At 30.7% G+C, this 20,622-nt stretch carries 16 protein-coding genes and 4 tRNA genes; all 20 read left to right on the top strand.

The features are described from left to right. Positions 1 to 108 precede the first annotated feature (108 nt). The 20 genes from ACM0IS_RS03510 to hpt all read left to right on the top strand — a co-directional run bounded on the left by ACM0IS_RS03510 (position 109) and on the right by hpt (position 20,440). Positions 109 to 1,092 (top strand): LacI family DNA-binding transcriptional regulator, encoded by a 984-nt coding sequence (locus tag ACM0IS_RS03510; protein WP_416756128.1) that lies wholly within the window; start codon positions 109 to 111, stop codon positions 1,090 to 1,092. Between the two features lie 121 nt (positions 1,093 to 1,213). Next, positions 1,214 to 3,112: a putative glutamine/gamma-aminobutyrate antiporter GadC gene (gadC, locus tag ACM0IS_RS03505; RefSeq protein WP_416756127.1), complete on the top strand. Its 1,899-nt coding sequence runs from the start codon at positions 1,214 to 1,216 to the stop codon at positions 3,110 to 3,112. Between the two features lie 9 nt (positions 3,113 to 3,121). Then, positions 3,122 to 4,060 (top strand): glutaminase A, encoded by a 939-nt coding sequence (gene glsA, locus ACM0IS_RS03500; protein ID WP_416756126.1) that lies wholly within the window; start codon positions 3,122 to 3,124, stop codon positions 4,058 to 4,060. Positions 4,061 to 4,071: 11 nt separating this feature from the next. After that, complete coding sequence (locus ACM0IS_RS03495) at positions 4,072 to 5,460, top strand: glutamate decarboxylase (protein WP_416756125.1); 1,389 nt, start codon at positions 4,072 to 4,074, stop codon at positions 5,458 to 5,460. 111 nt (positions 5,461 to 5,571) lie between these two features. Further along, positions 5,572 to 5,648, top strand: a tRNA-Arg gene (locus ACM0IS_RS03490). A 140-nt stretch (positions 5,649 to 5,788) separates the two neighbouring features. Further along, entirely contained in the window at positions 5,789 to 7,615 is a 1,827-nt protein-coding gene (locus ACM0IS_RS03485; RefSeq protein ID WP_416756123.1) for an ABC transporter ATP-binding protein, read from the top strand. Positions 7,616 to 7,630: 15 nt separating this feature from the next. Next, the gene (locus tag ACM0IS_RS03480; RefSeq protein WP_416756121.1) at positions 7,631 to 9,514 is read left to right on the top strand and encodes an ABC transporter ATP-binding protein; all 1,884 of its coding nucleotides are present in this window, start codon (positions 7,631 to 7,633) and stop codon (positions 9,512 to 9,514) included. Positions 9,515 to 9,653: 139 nt separating this feature from the next. Then, a tRNA-Cys gene (locus ACM0IS_RS03475) sits at positions 9,654 to 9,728 on the top strand. Positions 9,729 to 9,733: 5 nt separating this feature from the next. Continuing rightward, a tRNA-Arg gene (locus ACM0IS_RS03470) sits at positions 9,734 to 9,810 on the top strand. Between the two features lie 83 nt (positions 9,811 to 9,893). Further along, positions 9,894 to 9,967: transfer RNA gene (locus tag ACM0IS_RS03465), tRNA-Gly, on the top strand. Between the two features lie 114 nt (positions 9,968 to 10,081). Next, positions 10,082 to 11,677: a hypothetical protein gene (locus tag ACM0IS_RS03460; RefSeq protein WP_416756120.1), complete on the top strand. Its 1,596-nt coding sequence runs from the start codon at positions 10,082 to 10,084 to the stop codon at positions 11,675 to 11,677. After that, positions 11,667 to 12,809 (top strand): tRNA uracil 4-sulfurtransferase ThiI, encoded by a 1,143-nt coding sequence (thiI, locus tag ACM0IS_RS03455; protein ID WP_416756119.1) that lies wholly within the window; start codon positions 11,667 to 11,669, stop codon positions 12,807 to 12,809. Before ACM0IS_RS03460 ends, thiI begins: the two co-directional genes overlap by 11 nt. A gap of 170 nt (positions 12,810 to 12,979) precedes the next feature. Further along, on the top strand, positions 12,980 to 14,095 hold the full coding sequence (gene mnmA / locus ACM0IS_RS03450; protein ID WP_416756117.1) for a tRNA 2-thiouridine(34) synthase MnmA: 1,116 nt from the start codon (positions 12,980 to 12,982) through the stop codon (positions 14,093 to 14,095). An 11-nt stretch (positions 14,096 to 14,106) separates the two neighbouring features. Continuing rightward, positions 14,107 to 16,731: an alanine--tRNA ligase gene (gene alaS, locus ACM0IS_RS03445; RefSeq protein ID WP_416756116.1), complete on the top strand. Its 2,625-nt coding sequence runs from the start codon at positions 14,107 to 14,109 to the stop codon at positions 16,729 to 16,731. Then, on the top strand, positions 16,719 to 17,156 hold the full coding sequence (ruvX, locus tag ACM0IS_RS03440) for a Holliday junction resolvase RuvX (RefSeq protein WP_416756114.1): 438 nt from the start codon (positions 16,719 to 16,721) through the stop codon (positions 17,154 to 17,156). Before alaS ends, ruvX begins: the two co-directional genes overlap by 13 nt. Before the next feature lies 1 nt (position 17,157). Next, positions 17,158 to 17,811 carry a BC85_0335 family putative methyltransferase gene (locus tag ACM0IS_RS03435; protein WP_416756113.1) on the top strand — a complete coding sequence of 218 codons (654 nt, stop codon included), beginning with the start codon at positions 17,158 to 17,160 and terminating at the stop codon, positions 17,809 to 17,811. Positions 17,812 to 17,847: 36 nt separating this feature from the next. After that, positions 17,848 to 18,345, top strand: coding sequence for a transcription elongation factor GreA (greA, locus tag ACM0IS_RS03430; protein ID WP_416756111.1), 498 nt, complete (start codon positions 17,848 to 17,850; stop codon positions 18,343 to 18,345). A 182-nt stretch (positions 18,346 to 18,527) separates the two neighbouring features. After that, entirely contained in the window at positions 18,528 to 19,127 is a 600-nt protein-coding gene (locus ACM0IS_RS03425) for a hypothetical protein (RefSeq protein ID WP_416756110.1), read from the top strand. An 88-nt stretch (positions 19,128 to 19,215) separates the two neighbouring features. Then, a complete protein-coding gene (locus ACM0IS_RS03420; RefSeq protein ID WP_416756109.1) occupies positions 19,216 to 19,881 on the top strand; it encodes a deoxynucleoside kinase in 666 nt (221 codons plus the stop codon). Beyond that, positions 19,865 to 20,440 (top strand): hypoxanthine phosphoribosyltransferase, encoded by a 576-nt coding sequence (hpt, locus tag ACM0IS_RS03415; RefSeq protein WP_416756107.1) that lies wholly within the window; start codon positions 19,865 to 19,867, stop codon positions 20,438 to 20,440. Before ACM0IS_RS03420 ends, hpt begins: the two co-directional genes overlap by 17 nt. Positions 20,441 to 20,622: the final 182 nt, after the last annotated feature.

The following is a 20,622-nucleotide window of genomic DNA, read 5'->3' as shown; positions in this document are numbered from 1 at the left end:
ATAATGCACAGTAGTGTGATTTTTTATGCTTTCAGCTGTAGGGGCTAGTAATAATGGTAAAAACCTGGCATGTGGAACAAAATTTCCACAAAATGTTATAATTAAAACATGAGTGAAGCTAAAAAAAATAAACAAATTTCCTATAAAGATATATCGTCAATAGCTAATGTTTCAATTTCGACAATTAGTAGATATTACAATGGCGGATATGTATCAGGCAAAACAAAACGCAAAATTGCATCAGTAGTCAAAGAATACGAATACGTACCAAACCACGGTGCTAGAATGATAAGAGGAAAGGATAACTCAGTTTTTGTTATTGCGCCTATTTTTGGAAGCAATATTTATCAACATATAATTAATGGAATTATTGCTGCTTGCTCAAGAAGTAGCAAAAGAGTTATTACAACATATACAAACCCTTCAACCCAAGAGTATATAGATACCATTAAATATATTCTTTCTTGAAGACCGACATCATTGGTGGTTTTTGTCCCTGAGTATGATGAAGTCTTATTTGCTTATTTAAAAACAATCGATGGTGTTGCTATCGTTGTTTATGGATATCAAGTTGATGGATTAAGTTGGATTGTTCCAAATGAAATTCAAGGATTCTATGATGTTACAGTTGACTTATATAATCAATTACCAAAAGATGATAATAAAATTCTATTCCTAGAAGATAAAAAACTTCTTAGTCGTCAAAAAGACAAAAGATATGAAGGATTCCTACAAGCATGTACGGAACTAGGGATAAGTCATTCTAAATATGAAATTAGCACAAGAAAACAAGAAAGCGAAGTGAAAGATTTAGTTCGCTTTGCTGCAAAGCACAAATTTTCAAACATTGTTTGTTCAACGCATGATTCATTTATTTCTTTAATTGCTTTAGCAAATAACACTTTTAAATTAACTGATATTGGATATCAATCAATATATGATAGTTTAAATGTTTATAAGAGCAAGATTTTCGTTGATTACCCATTAATAGGGTTAGAAATTGAAAAAATGATCACTGATCAAAAGACAACTAAAGAAAAACAACATAGAGAAATTGAATTAAAATTAATTTCAGATTCCAAAAAGAATTAATAAAAATATGAAATGTGGGGTAGTAATTCCACATTTTTTTTCATTTTTTATAACCACTTTAGAAAAGTTTATAATATTAATATGACAGAGATAGCTGTCATAATACGTAAAGGAGGAGCACATGTTTAAATTTAAGTCTAAAAATGCGACTGATTCACAATCAGCAAATAGCACTAATGCTAAACAAAAAAACACTAAAGCACTTAGTTTGCTTAGCTTAGTTTTAATGAATATAGTTGCAGTAGTAAGTCTTAGAGGTCTGCCTGCAGAAGCAGAATATGGACTTGGTTCAGTCTTCTACTACATTTTTGCTGCTATATTTTTCTTAATACCTGTTGCACTTGTTGCAGCTGAACTAGCTTCTACCTATACTGAAAAAGGTGGAGTATTTAGATGAGTAGGTGAGGCTTTTGGACCTAGACTTGCCTTCTTATCTATGTTCTTATTATGAGCTGAGGTAACAATTTGATTCCCTACAGCTTTAACTTTTGGGGCTGTGTCATTGGCTTATCTTGCTCCAAATACTGAAATAGCCAAGGCAATCTCCAATAATAAGGTTTTTGTTCTATTAATAGTGCTTGCTATTTACTGAATAGCCACAATTTTATCTTCATTTGGTACAAAAGCATTCGCTAGAGTAGCTAAATGAGGTGGAATTATTGGAACAATTATTCCTGTTGTTATTTTAATTGGATTTGGGTTTGCTTACATTATTGCAGGAAACCCATCTCAAACACCAATGAGAGCATCAGATTTATTACCTGCATTTAAAGGATTTGACTCTTTAGTACTTGCTGCTAGTGTTTTCCTATTTTATGCTGGAATGGAAATGAATGCAATTCATGTTACAGAAATTAACAATCCAAAAAGAAATTATCCAATAGCTATCTTGATTTCTTCATTGGTTACAGTTCTTATTTTCGTGCTTGGAACCCTTGCTATCGCATTCATTCTACCAAAGGATGATATCAACTTAACGCAAGGGCTTTTAGTTACATATATTAAAGCATTTACTTGAGCTGGTGTCCCTTGACTAGCGCCTGTGCTGGCAGCCATGCTGGCAATAGGGGTTTTAGCCGGAATTGTTACTTGAGTATCAGGGCCTAGTGCGGGTATGTTGGTAGTTGGAAAAGCTGGATATTTACCTAGATGATTCCAAAAAACCAACAAACATGGTATTCCAACGCATTTATTACTAATTCAAGGACTTATTGTTACTGTGTTATCAGTACTTTTTGTGGTTCTTCCATCAGTACAAGCTGCTTACCAAATTTTAAGTCAACTAACTGTTATCTTATACTTAATTATGTATATGTTAATGTTTGCTGCAGCCATATACCTTCGTTATTCACAACCAAATCGACCTAGACCATATCGTATACCTGGTCGATACAATATCGGAATGTGAATAGTAGCTGGTTTAGGACTTATTGGCTCATTACTAGCTTTCATTGTTAGTTTTGCACCACCAAACCAAATACCAGTTGGTAGTCCGGTAGCATATGTAGCAATATTAATCATTGTATCTGCTGTTTTCTGTGTTATCCCATTTATTATTTATGCATTAAGAAAGCCACACTGAGTTGATCAAAACTCAGATTTCGCTCCATTCACATGAGAAATTGAAGGTACACATCCAGGTATTATCAATCACTCAAATTGTGCAAGTAGCGACTTAGCTAAAACTTACTTTGATAATAAGGTAAAAGGTGATTTCCAATCCTTTGATTCTGATGTTCAAAGAAAATTGAAGGAATTAGAAACATATATTTCAAAACGTGAGGAATTACTTTTAGCTAAAATTGGAAAAGACAGTATAGCTTATGAAATGGCTGAAAATAAGATTTTAAACAAAATCAAAAAAGAAAACGATAAAACATTAAAAACAATTTCTAAAGCTCATGATTCAGCTGTTAAATGCTTTTCACTAGATACGAGTGATAAAAATAAAGTTCAACAAACTACTAGTGCACCCGAAACAGTTTCTGGTTCACAAGATTCACAGCCAAAAACACAATAAAGAGTAACTATGTTAGATAAAAAGCTTATTGAATCAACTTTAAAAGAATCATATTTAAAATTCAAAGACCATAAAGAAGGAAAAAATGCTAGCTATATCCCATACCTAGCTAATGTACCTTCAACTCTATGCGGTGCTACTGTAATAACTACAGATGGTGATGTATTTAGTTATGGTGATGATTCTTATGCCTTTGCGATTGAATCTATATCTAAGGTATGCACCTTAGCATTAGCTTTAGAAGAAACAGATGCAAGAACTGTTAGAGAAAAAATAGGTACATCCCCAACTGGATTGCCATTTAATTCAGTTATAGCTTTAGAATTACATAAAGATAAGCCATTATCACCTTTAGTAAATGCTGGAGCTATGGCTACAACTAGCTTAATACAAGCTAAAGATAAGGTTGAAAGATGAAATAAAATTTTAGACTTTCAACAAAAAATGATGTCCTCTGATGTGACTCTTTCTAATGAGGTAAATACATCTGAACAAACAACTAATTTTCATAATCGCGCGATTGCTTGGTTGCTATATTCAGCGGGTCAAATGTATTGCGATCCAATGGAAGCATGTGAAGTATATACTCAACAATGCTCAACACTTGTAACAAGTAAAGATTTGGCCACTTTAGCAGCAACATTAGCTAATAATGGAATTAATCCAATCACGAAACAACAAGTTATCTCTAAACACAATATACCACATATTTTAGCTGAAATGACCATGGAAGGCTTATATGATAAATCAGGTGATTTTGCTTATATGGTAGGATTGCCAGGTAAGAGTGGTGTGGGTGGAGGACTTATAGCAGTGGTTCCTGGAAAATTAGGAGTTGCAGTATTCAGCCCACCATTAGACCAATACGGAAATAGTGTTAGAGGATTTAAAATTATTAAAGAATTTTGTAATAAAATGAAATTTAATTTATATCTAAATGAAAAATAAAGGAGGTATCAATGCCATTACACAAAGTTAAACAAAATGACAATGATAGCATTTTTGGTTCAAGACTTGCAGACATTCAATTACCAAAATACAAAATGCCAGACAAAGAATCTAATCCTGATGTAGTGTTAGAAGTTGTTAAAGACGAATTGTTTTTGGATGGTAATGCAAGACAAAATTTAGCAACATTTTGTCAAACATATGAAGAAAAACAAGTTCATGAATTAATGGATTTATCAATTAATAAAAACTTAATTGATAAGGATGAATATCCACAAACTGCAGAAATCGAACAACGTTGTGTGTCAATGATTGCAAATTTATGGAATGCCTCTAAAAAAGAAGAACCAATCGGAACCTCTGGTATTGGTTCTTCAGAAGCTTGCATGCTAGGAGGAATGGCTTTACTTGAACGTTGAAAAGAAAAAAGAAAAGCTCAAGGAAAACCAATTGATAAACCAAACTTAGTATGTGGACCTGTCCAAGTAGTCTGGGAAAAATTCTGTCGTTATTGAGACATAGAAATTAGACAAGTTCCAATGGAAGAAGACAGATTCTATATGGATGCAGAAAGTATGTTGAAATATATTGATGAAAATACTATTGGAGTTGTTGCAACATTTGGATTAACCTTTACAGGAGCATATGAACCTATTTTCGAATTATCTAAAGCTTTAGATAAGTTGGAAAAAGATACGGGATTAAATGTCGATATGCACATTGACGCAGCTAGTGGAGGATTTTTAGCTCCATTTGTAGCACCAGAAATCGAATGAGACTTTAGAGTACCTAGAGTTAAATCAATTTCATCATCTGGTCATAAATTCGGGTTAGCCCCACTAGGAGCTGGATGAGTAGTTTGAAGAGATAAGTCATTCTTACCTGAAAAACTAGTCTTCCATGTTAATTACTTAGGTGGTGATATGCCTGTATTCCAAATTAACTTTTCAAGACCTGCTGGACAAATTATTTCTCAATACTACCTTTTCTTAAGACTTGGAAAAGAAGGGTATAGAAAAATTCACCAAAACTGTTATGACACAGCACAATACATCGCAAGTGAAATAGAAAAAATGGGATATTTTGAATTAATTAATGATGGTGATCCAAAACACGGTATCCCAGCTACAACTTGAAGATTTAAAAAAGGCGTTGATTTAGGATTTAATTTATATGACTTAGCAGATAAACTTAGAGTTAGAGGTTGACAAGTCCCTGCTTATTCAATGCCAGCAAATGCCCAAAATGTTATAGTGCAAAGAGTTTTAGTTCGCCAAGGTTTCAGTAAAGATATGGCTTCAATCTTAATTGAAGACATTAAAAAAGCAATTGAAGCTTTAAAAATTCATAAACCAACGGTTTCATTAGATGAAAAATCAGGTGGATTCAAACATACATAATAGTATATAAGTCTCGGCCACACGGCTGAGATTTTTCTTTTTTTGAATTAAAAAAATAAAAAAAATAAATAATGTAATTTTTTCAAAAAGTGTGTAAAATATATTTAGCGTGGTCGCGTAGCTCAGCTGGATAGAGCACGAGCCTTCTAAGCTTGTGGTCGGAGGTTCGAATCCTCTCGTGATCGCCATTTTTTTATGCCCTTTTTAATAAAATTTCAAAACATAATAACTTGACTTAAATTTTTAGCCAATTAAGCTCCGATAACATTTTTTATAAAAATGTTATAATATCATGACAATATATAGTCTATAAATAAAGGAGGTAAATATGTGGAAAATGTTTAAGATTTTGCCTGGTAAAATAAAAGCACAATTTGGTATTGGTGTTTTAATTGTTATTATCAATGTTGCTTTAACAATGATGCTACCTATTTTACTTTCTCAATTCTTACCATTGGTTATTCAACCACATGATGATCCAACTAAAGATATTCAACTTGAAATTTTTAATTACGTTGTTTACTCATCAAAAAATTGGCAACAAGTTTTTAATACATTGCTTATAACATTTATTGTGGTATTAATCTTGGCAGCGGGTACATCCTTTGGATATGTACTAATAATTATTTGAGCTGGTGAAAAAGCTTCCAACTTTTACAGAAATACCTTATTTAAAAAATATCAAAAACTTAGCTTAAAAGATATTGCACAATTAACAAATGAAAGTTTAATTACTAGAATTAACGATGATGTTGCTGTCTTTTGAGATTTCTTAATTGGCGCTTCTATTTCATTAATTAAGGCACCTTTATATATCGTTGTTGGCTTAGTGTTTGCATTTATGACCGATGTTAACTTAACATGATCAATTATTGCAGTTATTCCTCTTTTAATCTTTGTTATTGCTTATATGTTTATTAAGACCAATCCATTGATTAAAAAGAGTAGAAAAAACTTAGATTGAATTACCAAAGAAGTTGATGAATCAATTAATGGAGCTAGATTCATTAAAGCAAACAACTTACAAATCAACCAATATAATAAATTTAATAAAGCCAACTCAGCTTGACTTGCTACTGAAAGAGCTAGCTTTAAATACTTTGCTATTGGTATGCCTGCATTCTTTGTTATTATTAACACTATTGTAGTTATTATTTATGCAATTGGTAAAGTACAATTAGATGCTTTAGCAGCAAGCAATAGCTTAAGAACTGAAAATGGAGCACAATTAATTGCTAAATTAAACGTGTTTATTGAATATGAAGTATTAATTGCTCAAGGTATTATTCTATTCTCACAATTTTTAGGTTCATTTTTCAAGGCTAAAATTTCAGCCGGCAGAATTGTACAAGTGCTAGATAAAGAATATGATGAGTTACATGTCACAAATGGTCTCATTATTAGTGAACAAAATAATGTAGCTGACTATTCAATTGAATTTAAGGATGTTAACTTTAAATATTTTGAAACATCTGAAGACTATGCTTTATTAGATATTAATTTTAAAGTGCTGGGTGGGCAAACACTTGGAATTATTGGACCAACTGGTTCAGGAAAAAGTACTATTGCTAACTTAATTGTTAACAACATGAAATATAATGAAGGAAATATCCTTATTAATGGTAAAGAAGTTAAAGAAATTGATACAACTAACTTACACCAAAATGTTGGGATTGTTTATCAAGAAGCTTTACTATATTCAGGAACAATTCTTTCTAATCTAACATTCGGAAAAGAAGATGCTAGTGAGGAAGAAATTAACCGTGCACTAAAAGCCTCATGTGCTAATAATTTTATTATGACATTTGAAGATAGATTGCAACATCCAGTAGTACAACGTGGAAAAAACTTATCAGGTGGGCAAAAACAACGTCTTTCAATTGCACGTAGTTTAATTATTGATCCTAAAATCTTAATTTTAGATGATTCAACTTCAGCACTTGATAATATTACAACAAAAGCTTTAATTAAAAATATTAAAGAAGATTACAACTGTACTACAGTTATAATCTCACAAAAAATTAATTCAATTAAACATGCTGATAAAATTCTAGTCATGGACAGAGGAAGAATAATTGCTCAAGGAACTCACCAAGAGTTACTTGCAAGCTGTCAATGATATAGAGATATCAACACAAACCAATTAGAACAATAGAAAGGAGAGTAACTTATGGATAATATGTACGAAAGTCGTCAAATTAGTAAAGAACTAAGTAAGAACAAGAAAATGAAGACTGATGTTAAAGTATTTCAAACCTTTAAAACTCTGCTTTCTTACATTACTAAAGACAAGAAAAGTTTAGCTATAGCTTTAACATTCAGTTTTATTAACTCTGTTTGTTATATTGTAGGTAGCTTCATGATTGGGATAATTATTCAATTATTCTTTGCACCTTACTTAGGTGAAAAGGCTACTGGAAATATTAATAATTTTAATACCTTGCATTTTGCGCTAGCTTTAGTTGGACTTGGATTATCATTTATCTTATATGGAATTTTCCGCTACCTTGAACAAAGAGTTTATATTAAATTATGCTTTGAAGCAGGAGCTAGACTACGTGGTGAATTAATGAATAAATTATTTCGATCACCTATTAGTTTTTATGACAAAAATAAAACTGGGAACTTAATTTCAACTTTAGTTGTTGATATAAATAATGTGGCTAACTCATTATTTCAAATGATGGTACAAGCTGCCACAAGTACATTTAACATCTTAATTTCAATAGTTGTTATGTCACTTGCTTCAGAATTATTAACTTTAATTGTTATTCCAGTATCCTTAATCTTATTTGCTTTTGTCTTCTTATTAATTAAGAAATCACAACCTTACTTTATTAGTGTACAAAATGCCTTCGGTCGGCTAAATGCTTTCGTAGAAGAAATGCTGGTAAACACTAAAGTAACTAACTCGTTTGATCGTCAAGCTTATATCTATAGTGAGCTTGAAATTATTACTAAAAACATTCGTAATTCAGCTTATAAAGGTGATATTATTGCCAAATCGTTTGATACTTGATATGGATTGATCTCTAACTTAATTATTTTAGCTATTTCAGCCATTGCAGCTGTTTTCTACCTAAAAGGTGTTAATGTGTGAAGTGCTTTTAGCTTTATGGTTAATAAAGACGGATCTCCAACTGCTGGTTTAATCGTGTTATATGTTTCATTAAATTGAAACTTCATGGGTCCATTCCAAAGTATTTTATCAAGTACTTTTAACGCACAAGTTGGGGTTGCTTCAACTTCTCGTATTTTTAACTTATTACAAATACAAGTACCTAGTCGTGAACATGAAACAATTAAAGTAGAAAAAATCATTGGGCAAATTGATTTCGAAGATGTTTACTTCAAATACAATCCAGATTCTTTAGAATACCAACTAAAAGCAGCGAGCTTTTCGATTAAACCTGGTCAAACAGTAGCAATTGTTGGACCAACTGGAGCTGGTAAAACTACAATTATTAGCTTACTTTCTAAATATTATGACTATGCTCGTGGATCGATTAAGATTGATGGCAATGAGCTTAGAAACTTAGATACAGTTAGTCTTAGAGATAATATGACAATTGTATTGCAAGATTCATTCTTGTTTAATGAATCAATTCTAGACAACTTAAAAATGACTAATCCTAAAGCTACTATGGAAGAAATTGAACAAGCAGCTAAATTAACTCATGCTCATCACTTCATTATGAATATGGCTAATGGATATGACACATTAATTGAAAATAATGGGGCTAACCTATCTCAAGGACAAAAACAATTAATTTCCTTAACAAGAGCCATTTTAAGTAACAAGAGTTTACTAATTTTAGATGAAGCAACATCGAATATTGATTCAAGTACTGAACAAATTGTGCAACAAGCAATGTTAAAATTAATGGAAGATAAGACAACTTTTGTTATAGCACATAGATTAAGTACAATTAAAAACGCAGATGTTATCATAGTGGTTGATAATGGATTAATCATTGAACAAGGAACTCACGAAAGCTTACTTGAAAAACAAGGATTTTACTACAACTTATACACCTCACAATTTGATAAATAATTATTTGCAAGCTTATGCTTGCTTTTTTATAATTTTTAATTAGCTGTCAATCAGTGAATAATAGTCCTACCCACTTTAGGAAAAAATATGAAAAAATATTTATTAAAAATCCATTTTGTATTATAATAATAAAGCACAAGGCACCATAGCCAAATGGCCAAGGCATGAGTCTGCAAAACTTTGATTACGGGTTCGAATCCCGTTGGTGCCTCCATTAATGCGCCCGTAGCTCAACTGGACAGAGTGTTAGGTTACGGCCCTAAAGGTTGCGGGTTCGACTCCTGCCGGGCGCGCCAATGACTTGCTTTGTGTAAAAAAATAAAAAATTTATTTCCAAAGATTGTTATTCGTGATATAATAATAACGCAAATAACAAGTTGCGAGTGTAGTTTAATGGCAGAACTTCAGCCTTCCAAGCTGACTATGAGGGTTCGATTCCCTTCACTCGCTCCATATCACTTTAGTGACCATAAACTCCTCATTGGAGTTTTTTCTTTATTTTAAGGATATAAAACTAAAACTTTGATAAACTTTAATTATTAATAATTAAAGTCAAAAGGAAGGAACATGGAAAAACATAATACAACTGTTTTAGCGATCTTTATTGTGTTTGTTGTTATTGCGCTATTGCTAATATTGTTCCTTTCAATAATTCTTATTCGGAACATTTATTTCAAGAAGAACACAGCCTATATTTCAGACTTACGCATAATACTGCAAAGAGAAAACACTAAAAATAAAGATGCTATTCAAAAATGTGCTATCTTAGCTAAGAATGAAAAAACTTTTGAACCTATATGCGATAAGCTTAAAACTACTAATCAAGATATCTGCCAAAAGAAAGATGTCATCTTGCAACATATTGTGAGTTTACAGGGTGTGATTCAAGAAAAGAAATTCTTTAAAGTAGTAAAAGAAAGAAGAACTCTTAGACGTTTATTTGTGAAATACAGAGATAAATGTAAATTATTTGACCAAGTAGCTCAAGAGTTCGATATTGATTGAAAACTAATTGATGAAGTCTTTACTAATTATTTAGAAATAGTTGAATATTATAAAGAAGTGCTTAATAAAAATAAAGCAATTACCACAAACTTAAATCCTATTTTAACTGATAAAGTGCAAAAGATGGCTAAACGTTTAAATGAGTTAGATAACTCTAAATACAAAGGCCAATTTTCGCAAGCTGACAAGAAAATTGATGATTTAAGAGTTAGATTAAATGATTTAAATAATTTGATTATTGGTGCAAGTAAAATTGAATATTACTTATTTGATATCTTACCAAGTGAGCTAAAACAAGCTATTAAAAAAGAAACAAAACCAAAAGTGCTAGCTGAGTATAAAGTACTAAGTCAAAACGTAGAAAAGCTTTCACAGTCATGATATGAATTTGATTCAAATAAGTTAGCTTTAAACATTACAAAAATATATGATGCCTATTGAAAAATTTATCATGGAGCAATCCTTAATCAAAGTATCAAGGAATTTTTTGAAAGTGTGAAAAAAGACCTTTCACAACTATGAGCAACACGTAAAAAACTTTATCTTGAAGTACAAAAAGAAACAAACAAGCTAAATCGTGCTTATAATGCACTTGAAACTAAAGTTAATGCAATTAATAATTTAACTACACTTGCAGATATTTTAAAAGCTGTTAAAGAATTTATGCAAGCTGTTAAGACTTTTGATGACGCTTACTTAAACTATAAGCTTGAAGCTTACCATATAAGTGGAATAAAGGTGCAACGTGATTTAGATCTAGCTAATGCTATAGAGGCCTATTTTGCGGTTATAGAAAATGAACACCTAATTAATGATCTTGAAATAAATGAAGCTAAAAAACACTTACAAAACCAATTTGAAACTAATATTAAAAAATACAAAAGTTGAACTAAACATCAACTTGTGTGAGATGATTTTATTCACACCTTAGCTTTCTTAATTGAAAAGATAGCAATTAATGAAAAATACCATGAAATGTATGATGCTTTATGCCTTGAAGTAGCAAGCAATGAACGTTTCTTACTGGGCGAAGAAAAAATTAATGCTTATAAAGAATTAATTAATCAAACCAGACTGCAAATACAACAAAATAACAATTACCAAGAATCTTATCAAACTGTTAAAAGATTCTTAATTAAGGAGAAATATGTACAGTAAAATTTTAATTAGATACGGTGAGCTTGTGCTTAAGAAAAAGAACCGTAAAACTTTTATTAATACTTTGGCTAACAATATTAAACACATTGTTGGAGAAGCTCCGCAAGTAGAATTTGATAGAATGTATTTAACATATTCACAACACAATATGGATAAGTTAAATTATGTCTTTGGAATTAGTTCGTTTTCACCTGTAGCAGTGGTTGAAAATGATATTGAGGTATTCAAGAATACTGCTTTAAAATTAGTTAAGGCAGATGCTAAAACCTTTAAAATAGCAGCTAGAAGAAACTACAAGCAATTTGAATATTCTTCTGATCAAATTAACCACATTTTAGGTGGAGAAATATTAAAGAACACTAATTTAAAAGTTGATGTGCATAATCCTGATCAAACTTTCTATGTTGAAGTTAGAAATGGTAGAACTTACATGTTTTCTGAATACTACAATGGGCTTGGTGGTTTACCTGTAGGTGTTTCTGGCAAAGTGCTACACCTAATTTCTGGTGGTTTTGACTCACCTATTGCTGCATTTAAAATGATGAAACGTGGAATTAAGGTAGACTTTTTAACATTTATTACACCACCTCAAACAGACGAAAGAACTATTGAGAAAATTACTAACTTAGTAAAAGTGTTAAATCAATACCAAGTAACTTCAAACTTATTAATAGCTAATTATGCAAACTTAATGAACTATATTTCATTTGTCTCTCGTGAATCTTACAAGATTACTTTAATGCGTAGAAGTTTCTACCGGATTGCTGATCAAATTTGTGACAAATACGGGCAAATGGCAATTTCTAATGGAGATAACTTAGGTCAAGTTGCTTCTCAAACTCTAGAATCCTTAAGTACAATTGGAGCAGCTTGTCATAGACAAATTTTACGTCCATTATTAACATATGATAAAAACGAAATTATTGATATTGCTAAAAAAATTGAGACTTATGATATTTCAATTATACAAGCCAATGAAACTTGTGAATTGTTTGCTCCAAAAGAGCCTGTTACAAAACCTAGTGTAGAAGAAGCAATAAAATTAGAAACAGAACTAAGCAGAATTTTAGAATTAGAGCAAGATTTAGTGCAAAATAAAATTGAAATTGCAAGAATTAAACTAGATAATTAAATTTAAATAATAACTTTTATATCACACTGAAAATCTGTGTGATATATTTTTATGCCTACGTGCTAGGCACTAAAAAAATGGAGTTTTAGATTTATATAATTGTGCAAAATGTGATATTGTTATAAAATTTATTTATAAATTTAATAACAATACATTAAGGAGGAATATATATGACAAAAAGAGTAGTTATTGGAATGTCAGGAGGAGTTGATTCTTCTGTAGCAGCCTACATTTTAAAACAACAAGGTTATGATGTTGTTGGATTATTTATGCGTAATTGAGACAGTATTGTTAACAATGATATCTTAGGAAATGCAGATATTTCACAAGACATTTGTCCACAAGAAAAAGATTATCAAGATGCGCAAGCTGTAGCCAAAGCGTTAGATATTCCTCTTTTCCGTGTTGATTTTGTTAAGGAATATTGAGATAACGTCTTTGAAAACTTTATCGAAGAATATAAAAAGGGGCGTACCCCTAATCCAGATATTTTATGTAACAAATACATTAAGTTTAATGCTTTTGCTAAATATGCTTTTAATGAACTAAAAGCTGATTACATAGCAATGGGGCATTATGCTAATGTGGTTAATGGACATTTATACCGGGCAGCTGATCAAGATAAAGATCAAACATATTTCTTAGCACAACTAACACATGAACAACTTGAAAAAGTAATTATGCCACTGGCTAAATTAACTAAGCCTGAAATTAGAGAAATTGCCAAAAAGTTAAACTTAGTAACAGCAACTAAAAAAGATTCAACTGGAATTTGCTTCATTGGTGAAAGAAATTTTGGACAGTTTTTACAAAACTATATTCCTGCTCAAGAAGGTGATATTGTAGATATTACTACTGGAAAAAAATTAGGCAGACACGTTGGTTGTTTCTACTATACAATTGGCCAACGCAAAGGGCTTAATTTAGGTGGAATGAGTGAACCATATTATGTTTGTGGTCATGATGTAAGACAAAACATTTTATATGTAGCTCCTAACTCACACCCTGAATATTTAATTTCAAATAGTTTACTAGCTAGCGATTTAACTTTAAATAACACTGATTTTAATCCTGATAATTTATCAGCTAAATTTAGATATAGACAAAAGGATATTAAAGTTACAGTAGAATTTTTACCTGATCGTAAAATTAAAGTCTTTTATCCAGAAGGTGCTTCAGCAGTAACTCCTGGACAACAAGTTGTGCTATATGATGGCGACAAGTGTATTGGTGGAGCCATTATTGATGAAATATATATGAATAATATTAAGAAAGATTACATTTAAAAGAGGTTTTTATGAATTCAAAAGAAATTAGAGAAAAGTGATTATCATTTTTTGAATCAAAAGGGCACTTTATTGTGCCTTCAAAAAGTTTAGTGCCACATAATGACCCTTCACTTTTATGAATTAACAGTGGGGTAGCTACCTTAAAAGATTATTTTGCTGGTAAAAAAGTAGCACCTGCAAAAAGATTAACTAACTCTCAAAAAGCAATTAGAACTAATGATATTGAAAATGTTGGTATTACAGCTCGTCACCATACATTTTTTGAAATGCTTGGTAACTTCTCAATTGGGGATTACTTCAAAAAAGAAGCTATTGCTTTTGCTAGTGAGTTTTTACTTGATGTACTTAAGTTAGATAAAGAAAAACTTTATTTTACTTACTATTATGAAGATTTAGAAACTAAAAACGAATGAATGTCACATGGTTTTGCAGAAGACCACATGATACCAGGAAGCAAAGATACAAACTTTTGAGAAGTTGGTTCAGGGCCTTGTGGACCTAACACTGAAATATTTTACGATCGTGGAGTAAAGTATGATGCTAGAGGAATTGAATTATTAAAAGAAGACCTAGAAAATGATCGTTATATCGAAATTTGAAACATTGTTTTCTCAACTTATAATTCAAATGGTGAAGGTGTATATACAGAATTAAAACAAAAGAACATCGATACCGGGGCTGGACTTGAAAGAATCGTTTCAATTATGCAAGATGCTCCAACTAACTTTGATACTGACTTATTCTTACCTATTATTCATGAAATTGAAAAATTCACTGAATTTAGATATGACATTAATAACTACTTTACTAAAGAACCAGAACAAATGTTTATTAACTCATGTTTCAAAGTTATTGCTGACCACATGCGTACTGTAACAAATGCTATTGCTGATGGTGCTAAACCTTCAAATGTTGGTAGAGGATATATTTTAAGAAGACTAATTCGTAGAAGTGTTTATAAAGCAATGCAACTTAAAATATATGAACCATTTTTATACAAATTAGTTGATGTTGTTAAAGCCAGCTTACCTTTTGAATATGAAGTTGAGCCAATTAAACAAATTATTAAGGATGAAGAATTGACTTTCTCACGTACCATTGAAAATGGTAAAAACCTATTAAACAATTACCTAAATGATGATATTGTAATCTTCCCTGGTGATGTTGCTTTCAAATTATTTGAAACATATGGATTCCCAGTTGAATTAACAGCTGAAATTTTAGAACAAAAGAATATAAAGATTGATTATGAAGGATATGAAAAAGCTAAGAAAGAACACGCTGATGCTTCAAGAAATGCTAAATTATCTGGAATGGACAAGGTTATTAACTCACTTACAATTCTAAAATCAAAAGTTGATAAATTTGTTGGATATGAAACTACTCACAATGTTAGTGACATTTTATACTTACTTGATACCGAAAAAGAAGTTGCTAGTGCAAATGGCGTTGCTTATGTAGTTTTAAAAGAAACTCCATTTTATGCAACTAGCGGTGGACAAAAACATGACCGTGGTTACATGCAACAAGGAAATGAAAAAATCTTAATTTTAGATGTATTTAAAGATAAATTTGGAAACCACATTCACAAAGTAGAAGGCAAGATTAATAAAGAATTACCTGTTGAATGTTTTGTCGATGAAGCAATTCGTTTAGGACTTGAAAGAAACCACTCAGGAACACACTTAATGTTTTGCGCTCTCAGAAATGTGCTTGGAAATCAAATTAAACAACTCGGATCAGATAACAATGAGGAACGTTTAACTTTTGACCTTCCAGCTGATAGTAAACCTACAGACGCACAAATTAAAGAGGTAGAACGTCTAGTACGTAGCTATATTGCTCAAAATGCTAAACGTGACTATTTACAAATGACCACTGAGCAAGCTAAAGAACTTGGCGCAATTATGACGCTTGAAGAATCAGAATACATGAACCCTCAAAATGTTCGTATTGTTAAGTTTGACGGAATTACAGCTGACCTTTGCGGAGGAACTCACCTTTCAAATACAGCTAAACTTGAAAACTTCAAAATTACTAATGTTGACAAAAAAGCAGCTGGAATTTATAGAATTAGAGCTATCTCTTCAAATGCTTTAGTTAATGAATACTTAGAAGAAGAAGTTGATAAGTTACTTGTTGAAGTTGGAAAGATGCTTGAAAAGAACACTAAATTAAATAAAGACTATACTTATGAATTAAATATTCCTGATGATAAAGAAACAGCAATTGAATACTTACAAGCTACTCTTGAAGCTTTAAAAGACGACAATAAGAAAATTCAGAAAGAATTAGCAAGTAGTTTTGAATTCGATTATGACAATGTTGAATTACTTGATATTAAAGGTCACAAAGTATACTTAAATCAAGCTATTGATAAAGCTAATATTAAAACTGTAGCTTCTACATTAAGAGAAAAATATCAAGATGTTTTAGTAGTACTTACTTCAGAAGAAAACAATCCAATGTTGGTGGTAGCTTCAAAAACTTATAATTCAAATGCTATTGCTCAACAACTATTTAAAAAACTTAATGGTCGTGGTGGTGGAAATGCTATTTTATCAATGGGTAAAGTAGCAAGTGCTAATGAATTATTAAATTACATCCAAGAAGAATTAGTATGAGAAAACTAGGATTAGACTTAGGAACTAAAAGTTGTGGCTTTGCTATAACTGATGAAAATGAAATTATAGCTAGTGGCCTTGAAAACTTTATGTTTGCTGAAAATGATTTTGAAGCTGCACTTAATCGTGTTGAGTTCTATCTTAACCAATACAAAAACAAAATTGATGGCATTGTGTTAGGTTATCCTCTTAAAATAAGTGGTGATAAGAGTGAACGTACCTATATGGTAGAAGACTTTAAGCAAAAACTAATTGCACGCTTTAATTTGCCTGTACTCTTTGTTAATGAACAATATTCAACTAAAAGAGCTAATGAAGCCATGATGGCAGCTGGCTTAACCCAACAAAAGCGTAAGGCTAAAAAAGATCAGTTAGCAGCATTGATTATTTTGCAAGATTACTTAGACTATTATCAAAACAAGTGAGGTAAATAAAATGACTTATGAAGCTAGAGTAGCATTAGGTGTTTCTGCCTTAGTCCTAGTTATAATTGGTTTTACAGTTTACATTGTAATGCAAGTATTGGCTAGAAAAATGCGTAACAAAATGCTAAAGAAAACTCAAGAAGAAGCAATGATTCAAATTCAAGCCTTGAGAAATGATTTAGGTGAGTTACCATATGAATTAAAAGATTATCTAAAATCAAAAGCTAATGATATTGACATTGAAGGTATTATTAATACCATTTATCGGAATGAATATAAAAATGTGCTAGTAGTTAATAATCAAGATTTATTCCCAATTGTTGCTATAGCCCAAAAAATTAAGGGTCAAACTTATGTTTATTCTAAAGAAATTCAATACGATAAGTTAGAAGATTTAAGATTAAAATTCCCTGATCATTTTCCAAATGAAATCAAATTATATGATGATAGCGAAATTGATTGTCTAATTCTTATGAATGCTAAAGGGGATATCAATGATATCTTTGATAAATTAAGTAAGAAATTACACAAGGGAATGATTTTAGTTTCATTTGCTAACCCCAGAAGCGAAATGAAACGTATGATTAGCTATTTAAAAATGACAGATATGCCTTATGAAGTGTCATATATAAGTTCAAAATATCTATTTATAGTTAAAAAATAATAAGGTAAAATATAGTAAATTAGAAAGAGGATTGTTATGCCAAATACAGAACAACAAGGAAAAGTATATTTATCACAAGAAACTTTAGATAAATACAAAAAAGAATATGAACATTTAATTAATGTTGAAAGACCAGCTGTACAAGCTGCTTTAAAAGAAGCCAGAGCACAAGGTGACTTGTCAGAAAACGCTGAATATGATGCAGCTAGAGACAAGCAAGGAGCAATTGAAGGACGTATTTCAGAATTAGAGCAAATTCTTGATAATGCTGTTTTAATTGAAGGTAATGAAAAACATCAAAGTCAAGAAGTTGTAACAATTGGTTCAACAGTGGAATTTACTGTTATGTCAACAGGAGAAAGAAAGAAAGTTACAATCATGGGTGTGCATGATGCAGATCCATTTGATGGAAAAATTTCTAATAAAAGTCCTCTTGCAGTAGCAATGTTGGGTCAAGAAGTAGGTGATATTGTTGAGGTTGATACAGCTACAAAATATAATGTTAGAATTGAAAATGTAGAATTTAGCGTATAGCTAAATTTTTTTACTTTTATCCCTACGTTATACGAATAAAAGGGTAAAAATAAAAAAATAGAAATGTGCATAAAATTTAATGAAAAATAAGCTTTTTTTAACTTTATAGCGATTTTTACTCCTATAAAATAGGAATAAAACTTTATTTTGCAATATTACACTTTTATCATATAATACTTCCTATGAAAAAGAGCATTACAAATATATGAGATATCAAAACGATTGTTTACTTAGCTCTATATTTAGCAATAATCATCGTTTTTACATTTACGCCTTATACAGGCTATATTACTGTTGGAATAGTATCAATAACCACTATTCCACTAATTATATTAATTGCTTCAATTCACCTAGGTTACATTGGTATTTTATGGACTTGCTTTAATTTTGGATTGTGATCTTTTATTGGATCAATTATTTTACAGTTTCCAATCTTTAATTTAGTCTATATTTCACTAGTGCCAAGAATAGTGCTGGGTCTAATTCTTTGTGGCCTTTATTATCTGCTATTTAAGGTCTGAAGCTTTAATCTAGCTTCAGTAGCTATTTATGCTTTTTGCATCTTTATGTTAAATACTATGCTAGTGTCAAGTACTTTATTAATCACGATTCAATTTAAGGATCTAAACATCGGCAATGCTAAAGTTTGATTTGGCTTAATTTGAATAAATATGCTAGTAGAATGAGGCATATTAGAATTTATTTCACTGGCTTTATATCCATTTTTAAAATGAGTAAAAAACAGAACTGCTCAAGAATTTTGAAATGAGTCAAAATACTAAAAAGTATTTTGATTTTTTTAAACTTAGGGCCTAAATTTGCTTTATAATAAAACAAATATTAATTGCTATAACTGCAAGGGGGGAGCATATGATTATTGGGATTTCAGGAATGATTAGTAGTGGTAAAAGTACATTAACTTCAAAACTATTACAACACTATAAAAATTCAATCTTACTTGAGGAATATTCAGAAAACGATGAAGTTTTTACTACTATGCTAAATTGATTTTATGAAAAAAGACCTAATTTAGATTTATCTTTTCAAGCTTATGTGGTTGAAAATCATTTAGCCAATGTGGATAAAGCTATTGCTAAATTTAATCAACTTAAAATGGATCCAAATAAAGACTTATTATTCCTAGATCGTTTCAGTGCAGAACACTATATTTTTGCTTTAGTTAACTTAAAGAACTTATCACCTAAAGCTATGCAAGCCTATGACGCACTGTTTAAAGTTTTGGTTAGTCAAAATGAGCTACCTGAATTTGCTATCTTTTTAGATGTTTCATATGAAAACTTTGAAAAGAGACTTTTTGCCCGTGGTAGAAAAGTTGAAATTGATAACTATGAAGCAAATAAAGCTTATTTTAAGGAACTTTATAAAGTTTATAAAGAAGCTTTTATTAAGATAGCTAATACCTACAATATTAAATATGCCATTATTGATACTAATGTTCTAAGTGAAGAACAGGTTTTTGCTCAAGCAGTTCAATTAATCGAGGAGTATAAGGAAAATTATGTTACAAATATTTAATAAGAATAAACAAACAAAAGTACATCCAATGGTTAAGAAAGTACTTTTTGACCAAGCTTTTATTGAAAAACATATTGTGCAATGTGCAAACTGAGTTAATCAAACTTATAAAGATTCAAATGACTTAATTATAGTTGGATTACTTAAGGGTTCTATTCCTTTTTTAGCTCAACTAATTAAAAGTATTGAAGTAGATCATAAGTTAGATTTTATGACTGTAAGTACTTATGCGGGCTCACATGCAAGCAGTGGAAGTGTTAAAATCATTATGGATTTAGCTAATGATATTGAAGGAAAAGATGTCTTAATTGTTGAAGATATTATTGATAGTGGAATCACATTACAAAAGGTATGTTCAATGTTAAAAGAAAGGCATCCCCACAGCTTAAAAGTGCTAACTTTGATGGATAAACCTTATAACCGTAAGGTAGATTTTCAAGCTGACCATTATGGTTTTATTGCACCTGATGAATTTCTAGTTGGATTTGGTCTAGACTACAATGAAAAATTACGTAACTTACCTTACATTGGTGTCTTTGATGAAAGTTTTATTAAATAAAGAATCATAATATAATAAAGATAGTTGGAATTAAGCTTCAATTCACTCAAAAGAATTGAAGTTTTTATTTATTCTTTTGAATCACACTGATAGGCTTAAAAATTTTTACTTAAGCAACATTATTTGGCATTTTTAATACGCTTAAAATAAATCAATTTGTAAAAGCTCTTTGCACATATTTT

The sequence above is a fragment of the Mycoplasma aquilae ATCC BAA-1896 genome, assembly GCF_048074525.1.
GTDB classification, from domain to species: domain Bacteria; phylum Bacillota_I; class Bacilli_A; order Mycoplasmatales; family Metamycoplasmataceae; genus Mycoplasmopsis; species Mycoplasmopsis aquilae.
The sequence above is the reverse complement of the archived record's forward strand: the minus strand, read 5'-3'. Positions and strand labels throughout refer to the sequence as shown.